The sequence below is a fragment of the Streptomyces sp. NPDC090442 genome (genome assembly GCF_044769405.1).
Taxonomy (GTDB): domain Bacteria; phylum Actinomycetota; class Actinomycetes; order Streptomycetales; family Streptomycetaceae; genus Streptomyces.
In genome coordinates this window covers 1-15794 of record NZ_JBIVXW010000118.1, presented here as the reverse complement: position 1 = coordinate 15794, position 15794 = coordinate 1, and the positions used below count along the sequence as shown (strand labels likewise).

The window sequence follows — 15794 nt, the reverse complement described above, 5'->3', positions numbered from 1 at the left end:
CCACCCGCTACGACAAGACAGCCGAGTCCTACCAAGCAGCCATCACCCTCGCAGCGCTCCTGATGTGGGCGTGACATTTGAAGACAACTCCTAGTGTGCTGAGTGGAATCGGTTCTCAACTCGCGTGAGGAGCAAGGGAGATGGCCGGTCCGAAAACATTCACGAAGATCGCTGATCACTTCCGGGAGCGGATCCTGTCGGGCGATCTGGAACTGGGGGCGAAGCTCCCCACGAACCGGGAGATCTCCGGGCAGTGGCAGGTGGCCGCCGCCACGGTGTCCCGTGCCTTCCAAGCGCTCCAGGTGGAGGGGTACATCCGGACCACCCCCCGAGGCACGTACGTCGCCGACGACCCGGTGTGGACCCTGTCGGGACGCGACCGGCTCGACAGGGTGCAGCGCGTGAAATCGATCCTCGCGGACGGCGAGACGAGCCGGGTCACGGCCGCGGAACTGATCGCCCCACCCCTCTACATCGCCGAGATCTTCGATCTGGACACGGGAGATCAGGTGGTGCGCCGGGAGTGGCTGGCGGGACGGGGCAAAACCCGGACGGTCTTCGCGGTGACGTGGTACCCGGCGCCGTTCGCCGCCCTCGTGCCCGACCTGCTGAACACCGCGCCCGGGCGCAACCACGGCCTGTCCGCCAAGGTGTTGGAGGCCACGGGACGCACCATCACGCACGCCAGGGACGATCTGCACGCCCGCCCCGCGGACGCACGCGAGGCAAGCGCGTTGGCTCTCCCCGTGGGCTCCCCCATCCTGGCGGGCGCACACCGCTGGTCGGACGCCAACGGCATCATCGAGTACGGCGAATGGTGCCTACCGCCCCGCTTCACGATCGGGTACGAGTACCAGCCCTGAGGCCGTCGGGACGGAAGGTGTCCGAAGACACGCCCCGAACCCAGCCCCACGACGACCCCAACGCCCCCGCGCCCGAAAACCCTGGTCGTCGTCGCGTCCGCCGTCGTCACAGACGGCGCGGGGCACATTCTGCTCCGGCGCCGGACCGACGACGGCCCGTGGGGACTCGTCGGTACGTACACCGATCCGCGGCACGTCATCGCGTACGGCGACGGGGAGGCACGGCGGCAGTTCACCGTGTGCTTCACCTGGGGTAGCAGCCGACCGACGACCGACCGGCCGACCGACCGCGCAACACCAACGAGCCCCCACCGACCGCCTCTTGGGGCGGTCGGTGGGGGCTCGTTCGCGTCCCCGCGGCGGCGTCACGTCCGCGGCAACCGCGGACTCCGCTAGACGACCAGCGAGAGCAGCAGCACCCCCACGATCCCGACGACCGAGATCAGGGTCTCCATCAGGGACCAGGTCTTCAGGGTCTGGCCGACGTCCATGCCGAAGTACTCCTTGACCATCCAGAAGCCGGCGTCGTTGACGTGGCTGAAGAAGAGGGAGCCGGCGCCGATGGCGAGGACGAGGAGGGCGGCGTGGGTGGTGCTCATCTCGGCGGCGAGCGGGGCGACCAGGCCCGCGGCCGAGATGGTGGCGACCGTGGCGGAGCCGGTGGCCAGGCGGATGATGACCGCGATCAGCCAGGCCAGCAGCAGCGTGGAGATGTTCCAGTGCTTGGAGATGTCCAGGATCATCTGGCCGACGCCGGAGTCCACCAGCGTCTGCTTGAAGCCGCCGCCGGCTCCGACGATCAGCAGCACGCCGGCGATCGGGCCGAGCGAGGACTCGACGGTGGAGGCGATCCGGCCCCGGGTGAAGCCGGCCGCCCGGCCGAGCGTGAACATCCCGACGACCACGGCGGTCAGCAGCGCGACCAGCGGCGAGCCGACGACGTCGAAGACCCGTTGGAGGGAGTCCTTCGGGTCGTCGACGACGACGTCCACCAGGGCCTTGGCGAGCATCATCACGACCGGGAGGAGGACGGTGGCGACGGTGATGCCGAAGCCGGGACGCTTCTCCAGGTCGTCGGAGGTGCGCTGCGGGATCATCTTCTCCGGCGGGGCGATGTCGACCCACCGGGCCGCGTAACGGGAGAAGAGCGGGCCGGCGATGATCGCCGCGGGGATGGCGACGACGACGCCCAGTGCCAGCGTGACGCCGAGGTTGGCCTTGACCGCGTCGATCGCGGCGAGCGGGCCGGGGTGCGGGGGAATCAGCCCGTGCATCACGGAGAGGCCGGCCAGCGCCGGGATGCCGATCCGCATCAGGGAGAAGTTGCCGCGCTTGGCGACCAGCAGCACCACCGGGATCAGCAGCACGATGCCGACCTCGAAGAAGATCGGCAGCCCGACGATCCCGGCGATCAGCACCATCGCCCAGGGCATCGCCCGTCGCCCGGCCTTCGCCAGGATCGTGTCGACGATCTGGTCCGCGCCGCCGGAGTCGGCGAGCAGCTTGCCGAGGACGGCGCCGAGCGCGATCAGCACGCCGGTGCCGGCGACCGTCGTCCCCAGCCCGGTGGAGAAGCTGGCGATGGCCTTGTCGAGCGGCGCACCGGCGACCGCGCCGAGCACCAGCGAACCGATGATCAGCGACAGGAAGGCGTGCAGCTTGAACTTGGTGATCAGCAGGACGATGACGGCGATACCCGCCAGGACGGCGATGCCGAGCTGGGCGTGACCGGCCGAGGTGATGGGCGCGGTCGCGTCCGCTGCGAGCATCTCAACGCTGAGATGTGGCACGGCGATTCCCTTGGTTGGAAGGAGGGGAAGGACGGTTCCCTGGTTGGCGTTCCCTTGGTCGGCGGTTCCCCTGGCTGGGGGGTAGAGGGGAAGGGCGGGAAGGGGAGAGGGGGCGGCCGGGCCCCGGAGGGGGGTGGGGGCCCGGCCGCGGGGAGTTGGTCTCAGGTCCTCGATCGGGGTCCCAACGGGGCCCGCTCGGGGGCGTGTTGAGGCCCTCGGTCGAGGGGTGCGCAGGCCGCTGGGCTACGCGGCCGGCGCGGGGTGACGCAGGGCGGCGACCGCGCGGGCGGCGATCTCCTCCGGGGTGCCGGAGACGTCGACGGCCACGCCGGCCTCGTCCGGTCCGAGCGGTTCGAGCGTGGCGAACTGCGAGTCCAGCAGGGCGGTGGGCATGAAGTGCCCCTTGCGTTCGGTCATCCGCGCCTCGATCAGCGCGCGGTCGCCGGCGAGGTGGAGGAAGACCACGCCCGGGGCGGCGGCCCGCAGCCGGTCGCGGTAGGACCGCTTGAGCGCCGAGCAACTGACCACTCCGCCGCGGCCGGCCCGCCCGTGCGCCCAGGCGCCGATGGCGTCGAGCCAGGGGCCGCGGTCGGCGTCGTCCAGCGGGGTGCCGGCCGACATCTTGGCGATGTTGGCCGGCGGGTGGAAGTCGTCGCCCTCGGCGTACGGAACCTCCAGGGCGTCGGCCACCAACGGACCGATCGTCGTCTTGCCGGTCCCGGCCACACCCATCACGACGATGACGTCGGCGCTGCCCATCCCGAATACCTCGATACCTCGTATGCAGGACTTACACGCCAAACTGCCGTTTCCGGCGTTATCGGTATGACGCTGTCCTCTTCGACCTCGTGCGCCCCCACTGAAACCCATTAGGTACGACGTATTCAAGCCCTTGTGACGCAAACGTCATACTTAATTGGCCGAGAAGCGAGATCGTAGGCTTGGCCCATGGAAGAGACCGGGAACGGGGAGAAGGGGCTGCACGCCCGCGTGCTGGAGTCCCTGGGACCCGCGATCACCGCGGGCGACTACCCGCCGGGCACCGTCCTGCGCACCGACGAGCTCGCCGAACGGTTCGACGTCTCGCGCACGGTGATCCGCGAGGCCGTCCGGGTCCTGGAGTCGATGTGCCTGGTCGCCTCGCGGCGCCGGGTGGGCGTGACCGTCCGCCCGACCGAGGAGTGGAACGTCTACGACCCCCGGGTGATCGGCTGGCGGCTGGCCGGCCGGGACCGCCCCCGGCAGCTCCGCTCGCTGACGGTGCTGCGCTCGGCCGTCGAACCGGTGGCGGCCGGCCTCGCCGCCGCGCACGCCACCCCCGCCCAGTGTGCCGAACTCACCGAGCACGCCATGGGGATGGTGGCCACCTCACGCGGCCAGCAGCTCGACGCCTACCTCGTCCACGACATGGCCTTCCACCGGGTGGTGCTGAGCGCCTCCGGCAACGAGATGTTCGCCCGGCTCGCCGAGGTGGTCGCCGCCGTCCTGACCGGCCGCACCCACCACCATGTGATGTTCACCGACCCCGACCCGGCCGCGGTCACCCTGCACGTGCAGGTCGCCGAGGCGATCCGCACCGGGGACGCGGCCCGCGCGGAGGCCCTCACCCGGGAGATCACCACCGGCGCGATGGCCGAACTGGACGTGCTGGCACCGTAGTTCGGCGCCCGTACCGCCGCGCCCCGGGCCGGCCGTACGGCGTCAGAACAGCGGCTGCTGCCCCGCCATCGGCGGCTCCTCCGGATCGAAGAGCTTCTCCGCGGGAGCCATCATCGGCGCGGTCCGCCGCGACCCCGGGCAGGAGATCAGCTCGATCCCGGTCCGCCGCCCCGGGGGGTCGTGGCGGGCGTAGCGGCCGCCGACCACGGCGATCTCTCGGGTGCAGATGGGGCAGTGGCGTCGGGGTGCGGACATGCCACCAGTCTGGCGGACGCGTTCCGCGCCCCGCACCCGGCACCCGGCACGGACCTCAGAACGCGTCCGTCGGCACGTACGTCCCCCAGACCTCCCGTAGCGCATCGGACACCTCGCCCAGCGTCGCCCGGGCCCGCAGTGCCTCGCGCATCGGGTAGAGCACGTTGTCCGTGCCCTCGGCGGCCTTCCGCAGCGCGCCGAGCGCGGCGGCCACCGCGGTGCGGTTGCGGCGCTCGCGCAGCCGCGCCAACCGCTCGGCCTGCTGCGCCTCGATGGCGGGGTCCACCCGCAGCGGCTCGTAGGGCTCCTCCTCGTCGGTCCGGAAGCGGTTGACGCCGACCACCACCCGCTCGCCGGCGTCCGTCTCGCGGGCGATCCGGTAGGCGTTGCGCTCGATCTCGTCCTTCTGGAAGCCGCGTTCGATGGCGGCGACCGCCCCGCCGAACTCCTCGACCCGCGCCATCAGCGCCAGCGTCGCCTCCTCCACCGCGTCGGTCAGCGCCTCGACGGCGTACGAGCCCGCGAACGGGTCGACGGTGGCGGTGATGTCGGTCTCGTGCGCGAGCACCTGTTGGGTCCGCAGCGCGAGCCGGGCCGCCTTCTCGGTCGGCAGCGCGATCGCCTCGTCGAAGGAGTTGGTGTGCAGCGACTGGGTGCCGCCGAGCACCGCGGCCAGTCCCTGGACGGTGACCCGCGCGAGGTTCACCTCCGGTTGCTGGGCGGTCAGTTGGACCCCCGCGGTCTGGGTGTGGAACCGCAGCATCTGCGACTTGGGGTCGCGCGCCCCGAACTCCTCCCGCATCACCCGCGCCCAGATCCGCCGCGCGGCCCGGAACTTGGCGACCTCCTCCAGCAGCGTGGTGCGGGCGACGAAGAAGAACGACAGCCGGGGCGCGAAGTCGTCGACGTCCATCCCGGCGGCGAGCGCGGTGCGGACGTAGGCGATGCCGTTGGCCAGGGTGAAGGCGATCTCCTGGACGGGCGAGGCACCGGCCTCCGCCATGTGGTAGCCGGAGATGGAGATGGTGTTCCAACGGGGGATCTCGGCCCGGCAGTAGCGGAAGATGTCCGCGGTCAGCCGCAGCGAGGGCTGCGGCGGATAGATGTACGTCCCGCGCGCGATGTACTCCTTCAACACGTCGTTCTGCACCGTCCCGTTGAGCTGGTGCCCCTTCACCCCCTGCTCCTCGCCGACGAGTTGGTACATCAGGAGCAGCACCGCCGCCGGCGCGTTGATGGTCATCGAGGTCGAGACCGTGCCCAGCGGGATGCCGCCGAACAGCACCTCCATGTCCTCGACGGAGTCGATCGCCACCCCGACCTTGCCGACCTCGCCCGCCGCGATCGGGGTGTCGGAGTCGTGGCCCATCTGCGTCGGGAGGTCGAAGGCGACCGACAGCCCGGTCGTCCCGTGCTCGATCAACTGCCGGTAGCGCGCGTTGGACTCCCGGGCCGTCCCGAACCCGGCGTACTGCCGCATGGTCCAGGGCCGCCCCGTGTACATCGACGGGTAGACCCCGCGGGTGTACGGGTACTCCCCCGGCCCGCCCAGCGCGGCGTCCGGGTCCCAGCCCGCCAGCGCCGCCGGCCCGTACACCGGCTCGATGGGCAGCCCGCTCTCGCTGTACCGCGCCATGTCCCCTACGCCTCCAAACGGATGAACAGTACGGGTTTGCACCGTATGGACAGCATGCCCGGAGGTTCGCCCCCGCGCACCGCTGGGAAGGGGGTGCGTCATGCGGCGAAGCGGGAGAAGCGGACCGGCGGCACTGCTGGCACTGGCGGCACTGACCCTGGCGACGGCCTGTCACCCGGTGCGGGCCACGCCCCTCCTGGCGCCCGGCGCGCACGGCCCCGCCGTCCGCGACCTCCAGGCCCGCCTGGCCCAGCTGCACCTTCTCGACCACACCCCCACGGGCCGCTACGCCACCGAAACGGCCACCGCGCTGCGCACGTTCCAAAAACAGGCCGGCCTACCCCAAACCGGCGCCTACACCACTGCGGACCGCGCCGCCCTCAACTCCCGCACCCACAAGCCCAAACACGACGAGCTCCACTACCAGGGAACCCCCAGAAATCAGCCAGGGAAGCACTTCGACTGACACGAAAACCCCTCAGCCCCACCACGAAGAGCCGGCTCTGACCGAAGCGAAAATCGAGCAACCCCCACGAACAGCAACCACATCCGCGAGAGCGGCGCCGGTTTAGGCGCAAAGAGGGGCACAAAGAGCGGCGCGGGCAGGGCCGGGGGAACGTGCCCCGCCCGCGCCGGGTGCGCCATGCCGTGGGTACGGGGGGAACCCCGGCCCTGGCGCCGCCGATGACCAGTCGGCTCATTTCTTACTGCGTCACCGCGTCAAAAAACGTCACACCTGACCGGTGGGAAGGGTTCCGGTAGACGTCGAGGCGGCGGAAGAGGGGGCCGAGGACGGGGTCGGCGCGGGGGTGGTGGTGCCGGGTTCGGGGCTCACGGAGGGGGAGGCGGCGGGCGGAGAGTCGCCCTCCTCGTCGCCGTCGCCGCCACCGCCGTGGTGGTCACCGCCGCCGTTGCCGCCGTTCTCGCCCTGGCCGTCGCCGCCGTTGGCACCGCCCGCGCCATCGTTGTCACCCGAGCCGCCGCCGGGAGCGCCGAGTTGGGAGAGGTACTGCCGGCAGAAGGCGTGCACCCGCTCCGGGCCGCCGGCCTTGGCTTCGAGGCGCCGCAGTGTGTCGCGGTCCAGGTCGCCCCGTTTGCCGGACTCGTAGTTCTTGCAGACGGCGAGCAGCAGCTTCTTCTTGCCACCGCCGTCGTCCGGCAGCGGTGCGGCGTCGTCGCCGGGGGTGCTGGCGCTGGGCGACGGGGTGCCGGGCGTCTGGCCGGTGCCGTGACTGTCGCCGGGGCTGGGGGTGGCGCCGGGCGTGGGGGTCCGTCCGCCGGGCGAGGTGTCCGGGGTGGGGTTGGTGTCGCCGGTGGTGGTGGCCGGCTCCTGGGTCTCGAAGGTGCTGGGCGTCTCGGCCGCCGAGACGCTGGCGCCGGGCTCGGGTTCGCTGTCGTGGAACGGAGTGGGCAGCACGCCGGTGCCGGCGGCGACCGCGATGCCGCTGATCGCGCAGACCGCGAGGGCGACGGCGAAGCCGCGTCTGAACGGGCGGGCGAGGCCGATGCGTTCGGTGAGGCGGTTGCCGCGGGCGGCGCGCACGGTGGGCAGCGTCGCGCCGCCGACGGGGTCGCGCGGGTGGGCGTCGGGGCCGTGGCCCGCCCGGCGGAAGGCGGCCAGCGCGGCCTCCTCGCCGGGCAGCGCGGCGCTTCCGGTCCGTCCGGAGCCGGCCGACGCGGCGGCCTTCAGCAGTTGTTCGAGTTCGCGTGCGCCGTCGCCGACCTGGGAACCGACCGGCTCACCGCGCAGCAGTCGCTCCGCGGCGTCCTTGTCGAGCCAGCTGTACCGGTCGTCGGCCATCACATGTCCTTCTGCGTTCGCGCGGCCGTTTCCGTCACACCTGGTACGTACGAATCCGGCACACCGTCACGGTGTCTTCGGTCCTGTACGGGCAGCTCGCCCACCGTCCCGCTCCCCCTGCCCGAACCGGCGGACGCCCCTTGGGGCTCCCCGTCACCGTCGTCCCCGCCGTCCTCCCCGAGCAGTTCGGCCAGCTTCTTCAGTCCGCGGTGGGCGGCGGTGCGCACCGCGCCCGGCCGCTTGCCCAGCACCTGCGCCGCGCTCTTGGCGTCCAGCCCGACCACCACCCGCAGCGTCACGGCCTCGGCCTGGTCCTGCGGCAGTCGGCCTATGAGGCGGAAGGTGCGGCCGGTGCCGAGCGCCTCCAGCGCCTCACCGGCGGTGTCGGACGCGGCCGGGGTGTCGGCGAGTTCGCTCTCGTCGCCGCCGACGGCCGGGCGTCGGCCGCGCATCCGTATGTGGTCCAGTGCCCGGTTACGGGCGATCCGCGCGGTCCAGCCCCGGAAGCGGTCCGCGTCGCCCTCGAAGCGGGCCAGGTCCCGGGTGATCTGGAGCCACGCCTCCGAGGCCACGTCCTCGGCGTCCCCCTCGCCCACCAGGGTCCGGACGTAACCGAGAAGCCGGGGGTGTATCGCGCGGTAGACGAGCCGGAACCCGGTCTCGTCACCATCCTGCGCCGCCTGCACGGCAACCGTCAGCCGTCCGTCGTCCGGCTGAATGTCGTCCCCTCGCACGGGTCCATCCTGTCGCACGCTGAATGCCCGCCGCCCGGTCCTTGCCGCTATGCGTTTGCTGTGAGTCGGTCGCCCGGTCCGCCGGGGCCGTCGCGCACCGGGTCGGTCCGGCCGCGGCCGCCCCCCGTCGGGCCGTTCCTGCTGACCGTAACGGGTCAGACCCCGTGTCCGGCACCCGGGCCACTTCTTGCGGCGGACGCCACACCGCCGCGGCGCGCGCCCGGTCACCCCCGAACTCCCGGGTAACAGGCCGCTCTTCGCCCCTCTGACCGGCGGTGGTCCGCGCACCCACCGGCGCGTTCGGGCACGTTACGGCCCCCTCCCGCCCCGCGTCCAGACCACTGGCCGTGCCCCGGCCCGTACCGCGTGTGACGCTTTTCGGCCCGGTGGCGCTGTATCGATTAGGGGCCCGTCGCGGGCCCCGCACGAGCGACGGCCGGGGCCTCTCCTGTGGGGGGTGGCGGCCCCGGCCGTCTTCGTCAGTCCCCCTCCGCCCGGCCGTTCAGAGCCGGTTCGCCAGCGCCTTGAAGTCCGGCCAGGACTGCGCGGGGGTCCGCGGGTCCCAGGTCTTCTGCGCCAGCGCCGCGAGCGGCAGCCTGATCCCGTCCGCGATCTGCTGCGCGGTCTGCGCCTGCGCGTGGTCGCACCAGATCGCGAACCGCCCGCCGGGGATGCGGTCGGCGCCGGTCTGGGACTCCGGTACGGAGACCGGCGAGGTGTGCCGCAGCACGCGCGGGGTCCAGCTCTTGTAGATCCGCTCGCCGGTCGGGTAGGTGAAGCCGTTGGGCTCGCCGAGCACGTAGTAGAGGAACTCGTCGTTGAGGTTGAGCACCGTGCGGCCCTCGCGGAGGTAGCTCTCCGGTTCGCGGGCGCCGATCTCCCTGCCGGTCCAGTAGGCGACCGTGCGGTTCTTGTCGGCGGCCACCTTGCCGCCCTCGAAGAAGCCGTCGTTCCACGCCTCGATCCGGTTCTTGCCGGCGGCCTCGACGGTCTTCTGCCGGTCGTTGAGCCAGCCGGTGGCCAGGTCCTTGATGGTGGCGCCGGAGCCGTACTTGTCCCGGGCGGCCTTGGCGAGCTGCGGGTAGGACGCCTCGGGGTTCGAGGCCATCAGCGCCTGGTACTCGTCGCCGCCCAGGTGCCAGTAGGGGCCGGTGAAGAGCTGGCCGAACTCCTTCAGTAGCGAGTCGACGAGCTCGCCGGCCTGGGGCTTGGAGATGTCGATGGCGCCGCGGAGCACCTTGCCGGAGGCGTTGCGCAGTTGGAGGTCGGGATAGTGGTCGAGGACGGCGCCGAGGTGGCCGGGCGAGTCGATCTCCGGGATGAGGGCGACGTGCAGGCTCTGCCCGACCTTGATCAGGTGGCGGACCTGATCCTTGGTCAGGTGGTCGGCGGAGACGATCTGGGGGTGGCTGTCGCTCTGGATGCGGAAGCCCTGGTCGTCGGAGAAGTGCAGTTGGAGCTGGTTGAGCTTGAGGTCGGCGAGCTGCCGGATGCGGGCCTCGATCCAGTCCGCGGTGAACGGCTTGCGGGCGTTGTCGAGCATCATGCCGCGCTGCGGCCGGTCCGGGCGGTCCTCGATGGTGCCCTCGGGCAGGCCGCCGGCGGTGCGGACGGCCTGCTTGACGGTGCGGGTGGCGTTGAAGACGCCGGTGTCGGTGGGGGCGGTGAGGGTGAGCCGGGTGTCCCGGGCGGTGAGGGTGTAGGACTCGTCGGCGGCGCTGCCCACCGGGGCGTTGTTGGCACGCTTGCCCCGAGCCCCTCCGGTGAGCTTCACCTCGATGTCACCGGGGCGGACCTCCTGGTTGCCCCACACCACGGCCAGCCCACCGAGATCTTTGGCCATAAGTTGCGCCTCATCGGCGACGGCGCTCTTCTCCCCGGCCGGTACCACGATCCGGGCACCCTTGGTCGGTCGCCAGCCGTTTCCGTCGGCCGGGCGGAACTCCCGTACGGCCGGGACGATGCGCGGCGGGCCGGTCACCTTGGCCCAGCTCGGGACGGGTGCGGCGGGGCTGGAGGAACTGGGGGCGGCGCCCGGGGCCTGGGAGCTGGCTCCTTGGGAACAGCCGCCGAGCACCAGCGCGCCGGCCAGCACCGGGGCGGTCAACAGCATGCGGCGGGACCCCAGTCCGACGGCCGGCCGGGCCGGGAGCGGGGGCTGTGGGGAGGCCGAGGGCCACGGGGGACGCGGCGGCCGCATCGGGTTCGACATCGTGCAATCCTCACTTTTCGGGGCGAAGGTATTGCCTGGTGCGCGGAGCGAGGCGTCTACCGGGCGCGCGAAAGCTCTCTCATCCGGGTGAAAATCGCGCATCCGTCGGACAGTGTTCGGCGGGCGTCGTTAGCGTGGCCTCGCCGTCGCTCACTCCCTTCCGGGGCGCGTGGACCGCCGGACGATCGCCGGGTGCCACCTCATGTGACGTATTCACCACACCTGCCTTCAGCTCCGTACGTATCAGACTTTTCATCCGTTTCGCCCCACCCACCACTGAGTTTCCGTCAGTCGCTTCTCCCCCTCCCCTCCCTCCGAGGAGCCCCCGCTGTCCGGTGACACTCCGGCCGCCCGTCCGCTGACCCGGCCGCCCGCGCCCGCGCCGCGGCGCGACATACCTTGGCAGAGCCACCCCACCCCGCCCGCGGCCGCCGGCCTCGCCCGCTTCAACGCCCTCCCCCACACCCGCGCCGTGGCAACCCTGTTGACCTGCTGCGGCTGCCTCCGCTGGGCCGAGCGGATCGCCGCCCACCGCCCCTACCCCGACGCCGAGTCACTGCTCGCCGCAGCCGACGAGGCCGGCTACGACCTCACCGCGACCGAGCAGATCCGGGCGCTGGCCCAGGAACCGCCCGCCCCGCTCCCGCCGGCCCGCCCCGGTCCCGGCACCCTCGCCGCGCACACCGCGCTGCGCGCCGCACACGCCGCCTACGAGCGTCGCTTCCGGTACGCCTTCGTCATCTGCCTCGACGGCCACCGCGACGACGAGATGTTGGACCAGACCCTGCACGCCATCCGCACCCAGCTCGCCCACGAACCGGACGAGGAGCGACCGGTCGCCGCGGACGCGTTACGGCGGCTGGCACGCGCCAGACTGGCCCAACTTGCGGCATTTCGCCGGTAATAGCCCCTTTCCTTCTTGTGTGATAGCCCGTTGGTGCCTGTTTGATCACACCTAAGGCCCCCCGCGCGAGGAACCGACAGGGCGTCGATACGATGACGAGCGGCCGGTGGACCGTACCCGGCCGGGCCCGACCGACCAACGAAGCCGGCGCGGCCCTAGTCCCCGCTCCCGGAGGGTTCTTCCGTGCCGGCTGGAACGCTGTACCGCGGCCGGGAAGGCATGTGGTCCTGGGTGGCTCACCGAGTCACCGGCGTCCTCATCTTCTTCTTCCTGTTCGTACACGTCCTCGACACCGCTCTCGTCCGCGTCTCTCCTGACGCGTACGACAACGTCGTTGCGACCTACAAGACGCCGATCGTCAACGTGATGGAGTACGGCCTGGTGGCCGCCATCCTCTTCCACGCGCTCAACGGCCTGCGGGTCATCGCGGTGGACTTCTGGTCCAAGGGCCCGAAGTACCAGAAGCAGATGCTGTGGACCGTTGTCGGTGTCTGGGTCGTGCTGATGGCCGGTGCCTTCTACCCCGTGCTCCAGCACACGCTGCGCACGCTGTTCGGGAGCTGAGGCGAGAGATGTCTGCTGAATCCACCACCGCGGGTGCCACCGCCGCGGAGAACGTCGCGCTCTTCGACGCGGACAACCCGGCCCCGGTCATCGAGGCGCCCCGCAAGCGCACCGCGAAGTCGCCCAAGGCGACCCGCACCAACTTCGAGCTGTACGGCTGGCTGTTCATGCGGCTGTCCGGCATCGTCCTGGTCGTCCTGGTCCTGGGCCACCTGCTGATCCAGCTCGTGCTCGACGGTGGCGTCTCCAAGATCGGCTTCGCCTTCGTGGCCGGCCGTTGGGCCTCGCCGTTCTGGCAGGTCTGGGACCTGCTGATGCTGTGGCTCGCCATGCTGCACGGGGCCAACGGCCTGCGCACCGTCATCAACGACTACGCGCAGCGGGACAACACCCGCTTCTGGCTGAAGATGCTGCTCTACACCGCCACGGTGTTCACCGTCCTTCTGGGCACGCTGGTGATCTTCACCTTCGACCCGAACATCCGCTAGGCCCCGGGCTGAGGGACTGAGGTAACGACCCATGCAGATCCACAAGTACGACACCGTCATCGTCGGCGCCGGCGGCGCCGGCATGCGCGCCGCCATCGAGGCGACGAAGCGCAGCCGCACCGCCGTGCTGACCAAGCTCTACCCGACCCGCTCCCACACCGGTGCCGCCCAGGGCGGCATGGCCGCGGCCCTCGCCAACGTCGAGGAGGACAACTGGGAGTGGCACACCTTCGACACCGTCAAGGGCGGTGACTACCTGGTCGACCAGGACGCCGCCGAGATCCTGGCGAAGGAGGCCATCGACTCCGTCCTCGACCTGGAGAAGATGGGCCTGCCGTTCAACCGCACGCCCGAGGGCCGGATCGACCAGCGCCGGTTCGGCGGTCACTCCCGCAACCACGGCGAGGCCCCGGTCCGCCGGTCCTGCTACGCCGCGGACCGCACCGGCCACATGATCCTCCAGACGCTGTACCAGAACTGCGTCAAGGAGGGCGTGGAGTTCTTCAACGAGTTCTACGTCCTGGACCAGTTGATCACCGAGGTCGACGGCGTCAAGAAGTCCGCCGGTGTGGTCGCCTACGAGCTGGCCACCGGCGAGATCCACGTCTTCCAGGCCAAGTCGGTCATCTACGCGTCCGGCGGCACCGGCAAGTTCTTCAAGGTGACGTCGAACGCCCACACCCTGACCGGTGACGGCCAGGCCGCGGTCTACCGCCGCGGACTGCCGCTGGAGGACATGGAGTTCTTCCAGTTCCACCCGACCGGTATCTGGCGGATGGGCATCCTGCTGACGGAGGGCGCCCGTGGTGAGGGCGGCATCCTCCGCAACAAGGACGGCGAGCGCTTCATGGAGAAGTACGCGCCGGTCATGAAGGACCTCGCCTCCCGCGACGTCGTCTCCCGCTCGATCTACACCGAGATCCGCGAGGGTCGCGGCTGCGGCCCCGAGGGCGACCACGTCTACCTCGACCTGACCCACCTGCCGCCGGAGCAGCTCGACGCCAAGCTGCCGGACATCACCGAGTTCGCGCGGACCTACCTCGGTATCGAGCCCTACACGGACCCGATCCCGATCCAGCCGACCGCGCACTACGCGATGGGCGGCATCCCGACCAACGTCGAGGGCGAGGTGCTGTCGGACAACACCACCGTCGTCCCGGGCCTGTACGCCGCCGGCGAGGTCGCCTGCGTCTCGGTGCACGGCGCCAACCGTCTGGGCACCAACTCGCTGCTGGACATCAACGTCTTCGGTCGCCGCGCCGGCATCGCCGCCGCGGAGTACTCCGCCACCGCCGACTTCGTCGAGCTGCCCGAGGACCCGGCGTCGCTGGTCGTCGAGCAGGTCGAGCGGCTGCGGGAGGCCACCGGCAACGAGCGGGTCACCGAGATCCGCAAGGAGCTGCAGGAGACCATGGACGCCAACGTCATGGTCTTCCGCACCGAGCAGACCATCAAGACCGCGGTCGAGAAGATCGGCGAGCTGCGCGAGCGCTACCGCAACGTCTCCATCCAGGACAAGGGCAAGCGCTTCAACACCGACCTGCTGGAGGCCATCGAGCTGGGCAACCTGCTCGACCTGGCCGAGGTCATGGCGGTCTCCGCCCTCGCCCGCAAGGAGTCCCGCGGCGGTCACTACCGCGAGGACTACCCCAACCGCGACGACGTCAACTTCATGCGGCACACCATGGCGTACCGCGAGGTGGGCGCCGACGGTTCCGAGTCGATCCGGCTCGACTACAAGCCGGTCGTGCAGACCCGCTACCAGCCGATGGAGCGTAAGTACTGATGAGCACCCCCACTCTCGACAAGCACTCCGCGGCGCTGGACGCGGCCGAGAACACCGCCTCGCACCTGATCACGGTCACCTTCCGGATCCGCCGGTTCAACCCGGAGGTCTCCGAGGAGGCCAGCTGGGAGGACTTCCAGCTGGAGATCGATCCCAAGGAGCGCGTCCTGGACGCCCTCCACAAGATCAAGTGGGATCTGGACGGTTCGCTGACCTTCCGCCGCTCCTGCGCCCACGGCATCTGCGGCTCCGACGCGATGCGGATCAACGGCCGCAACCGCCTGGCGTGCAAGACGCTGATCAAGGACATCAACCCGGAGAAGCCGATCACCGTCGAGGCCATCAAGGGCCTGACGGTGCTGAAGGACCTTGTCGTCGACATGGAGCCCTTCTTCCAGGCGTACCGGGACGTGATGCCGTTCCTGATCACGACGGGCAACGAGCCGACCCGTGAGCGGCTGCAGTCCTCCGAGGACCGCGAGCGGTTCGACGACACCACCAAGTGCATCCTCTGCGCGGCGTGCACCACCTCGTGCCCCGTGTTCTGGAACGACGGCCAGTACTTCGGCCCGGCGGCGATCGTCAACGCCCACCGCTTCATCTTCGACTCGCGCGACGAGGGCGGCGAGCAGCGGCTGGAGGTCCTCAACGACAAGGACGGCGTGTGGCGTTGCCGCACGACCTTCAACTGCACGGACGCCTGCCCGCGCGGCATCGAGGTCACCAAGGCCATCCAGGAAGTGAAGCGCGCGCTCATCACCCGCCGCTTCTGATTTCTCGAACCCCCTTGGCCTGACGGCCTCTTGAGGACCCCGCCCCCGTTCCGTACGGGGGCGGGGTCCTCCCCCGTGGGCCTGCGGCCGGCTGCTTCCCACGTTGCCGTGGGCCTGCGGCCGGCTGCTTCCCACGTTGCCGTCTGTCCCTCCGTGGGGGTGCTGTTGTGCGCCTGCGGCGCGGGCCGGTCCGCTGCGCGGGACGAGCCGATGTGTCCGCTGCGCGGGGCTGTTGGGGTGCGGTGACGGGCCTGCGGGGTGGGGGTGCCAGACTGCTTCGCTTTACGTCTGGCACCCCCACCCCGCCGGCCCGTCCCCTCCCGTTGGAG

General features: G+C 70.9%; 15 protein-coding genes and 1 pseudogene. 9 read left to right on the top strand and 7 right to left on the bottom strand.

All coding sequences use genetic code 11. The features are described 5' to 3' along the window. Window positions 1–140: 140 nt before the first annotated feature. Both ACIQU6_RS41990 and ACIQU6_RS41985 read left to right on the top strand, forming a co-directional pair. A complete protein-coding gene (locus ACIQU6_RS41990) occupies window positions 141–863 on the top strand; it encodes a GntR family transcriptional regulator (protein WP_403487525.1) in 723 nt (240 codons plus the stop codon). Window positions 864–880: 17 nt separating this feature from the next. After that, window positions 881–1112: pseudogene (locus tag ACIQU6_RS41985) on the top strand (DNA mismatch repair protein MutT); the annotation flags it as partial. A gap of 143 nt (window positions 1113–1255) precedes the next feature. Here ACIQU6_RS41985 and ACIQU6_RS41980 read toward each other — a convergent pair. Both ACIQU6_RS41980 and ACIQU6_RS41975 read right to left on the bottom strand, forming a co-directional pair. Further along, the gene (locus tag ACIQU6_RS41980; RefSeq protein WP_403487524.1) at window positions 1256–2653 is read right to left on the bottom strand and encodes a gluconate:H+ symporter; all 1398 of its coding nucleotides are present in this window, start codon (window positions 2651–2653) and stop codon (window positions 1256–1258) included. Between the two features lie 243 nt (window positions 2654–2896). Next, the gene (locus tag ACIQU6_RS41975) at window positions 2897–3412 is read right to left on the bottom strand and encodes a gluconokinase (protein WP_274913725.1); all 516 of its coding nucleotides are present in this window, start codon (window positions 3410–3412) and stop codon (window positions 2897–2899) included. A gap of 189 nt (window positions 3413–3601) precedes the next feature. On the opposite strand from ACIQU6_RS41975, the gene ACIQU6_RS41970 reads away from it, so the two are divergent. Further along, window positions 3602–4312 carry a FadR/GntR family transcriptional regulator gene (locus ACIQU6_RS41970; RefSeq protein ID WP_403487522.1) on the top strand — a complete coding sequence of 237 codons (711 nt, stop codon included), beginning with the start codon at window positions 3602–3604 and terminating at the stop codon, window positions 4310–4312. Between the two features lie 42 nt (window positions 4313–4354). Here ACIQU6_RS41970 and ACIQU6_RS41965 read toward each other — a convergent pair whose 3' ends face one another. Then, window positions 4355–4567 carry a hypothetical protein gene (locus ACIQU6_RS41965; RefSeq protein ID WP_383421051.1) on the bottom strand — a complete coding sequence of 71 codons (213 nt, stop codon included), beginning with the start codon at window positions 4565–4567 and terminating at the stop codon, window positions 4355–4357. Between the two features lie 55 nt (window positions 4568–4622). Further along, the gene (locus ACIQU6_RS41960) at window positions 4623–6203 is read right to left on the bottom strand and encodes a methylmalonyl-CoA mutase (RefSeq protein WP_403487520.1); all 1581 of its coding nucleotides are present in this window, start codon (window positions 6201–6203) and stop codon (window positions 4623–4625) included. A gap of 100 nt (window positions 6204–6303) precedes the next feature. Between ACIQU6_RS41960 and ACIQU6_RS41955 the strand changes: the two genes are divergently transcribed. Beyond that, the gene (locus ACIQU6_RS41955; RefSeq protein WP_403487518.1) at window positions 6304–6669 is read left to right on the top strand and encodes a peptidoglycan-binding protein; all 366 of its coding nucleotides are present in this window, start codon (window positions 6304–6306) and stop codon (window positions 6667–6669) included. A 264-nt stretch (window positions 6670–6933) separates the two neighbouring features. Here ACIQU6_RS41955 and ACIQU6_RS41950 read toward each other — a convergent pair whose 3' ends face one another. From ACIQU6_RS41950 to ACIQU6_RS41940, 3 genes are all read right to left on the bottom strand, one after another. Continuing rightward, window positions 6934–8004 carry a hypothetical protein gene (locus tag ACIQU6_RS41950; RefSeq protein WP_403487516.1) on the bottom strand — a complete coding sequence of 357 codons (1071 nt, stop codon included), beginning with the start codon at window positions 8002–8004 and terminating at the stop codon, window positions 6934–6936. Continuing rightward, window positions 8004–8738, bottom strand: a complete 735-nt coding sequence (locus ACIQU6_RS41945) for an RNA polymerase sigma factor (RefSeq protein ID WP_403487514.1) — start codon at window positions 8736–8738, stop codon at window positions 8004–8006. Before ACIQU6_RS41945 ends, ACIQU6_RS41950 begins: the two co-directional genes overlap by 1 nt. A 502-nt stretch (window positions 8739–9240) precedes the next feature. Then, window positions 9241–10950 carry a glycoside hydrolase family 20 protein gene (locus tag ACIQU6_RS41940; protein ID WP_403487512.1) on the bottom strand — a complete coding sequence of 570 codons (1710 nt, stop codon included), beginning with the start codon at window positions 10948–10950 and terminating at the stop codon, window positions 9241–9243. A gap of 394 nt (window positions 10951–11344) precedes the next feature. Between ACIQU6_RS41940 and ACIQU6_RS41935 the strand changes: the two genes are divergently transcribed. The 5 genes from ACIQU6_RS41935 (at window position 11345) to ACIQU6_RS41915 (ending at window position 15465) form a co-directional block, all read left to right on the top strand. Further along, on the top strand, window positions 11345–11854 hold the full coding sequence (locus ACIQU6_RS41935; protein WP_403487527.1) for a 2-oxo-4-hydroxy-4-carboxy-5-ureidoimidazoline decarboxylase: 510 nt from the start codon (window positions 11345–11347) through the stop codon (window positions 11852–11854). Between the two features lie 183 nt (window positions 11855–12037). Next, entirely contained in the window at window positions 12038–12418 is a 381-nt protein-coding gene (gene sdhC / locus ACIQU6_RS41930; protein ID WP_016574684.1) for a succinate dehydrogenase, cytochrome b556 subunit, read from the top strand. A gap of 8 nt (window positions 12419–12426) precedes the next feature. Next, the gene (locus ACIQU6_RS41925) at window positions 12427–12906 is read left to right on the top strand and encodes a succinate dehydrogenase hydrophobic membrane anchor subunit (RefSeq protein ID WP_274913738.1); all 480 of its coding nucleotides are present in this window, start codon (window positions 12427–12429) and stop codon (window positions 12904–12906) included. A gap of 31 nt (window positions 12907–12937) precedes the next feature. Next, window positions 12938–14692 carry a succinate dehydrogenase flavoprotein subunit gene (gene sdhA / locus ACIQU6_RS41920; protein ID WP_403487509.1) on the top strand — a complete coding sequence of 585 codons (1755 nt, stop codon included), beginning with the start codon at window positions 12938–12940 and terminating at the stop codon, window positions 14690–14692. After that, window positions 14692–15465 carry a succinate dehydrogenase iron-sulfur subunit gene (locus tag ACIQU6_RS41915; RefSeq protein WP_403487507.1) on the top strand — a complete coding sequence of 258 codons (774 nt, stop codon included), beginning with the start codon at window positions 14692–14694 and terminating at the stop codon, window positions 15463–15465. Before sdhA ends, ACIQU6_RS41915 begins: the two co-directional genes overlap by 1 nt. Window positions 15466–15794: the final 329 nt, after the last annotated feature.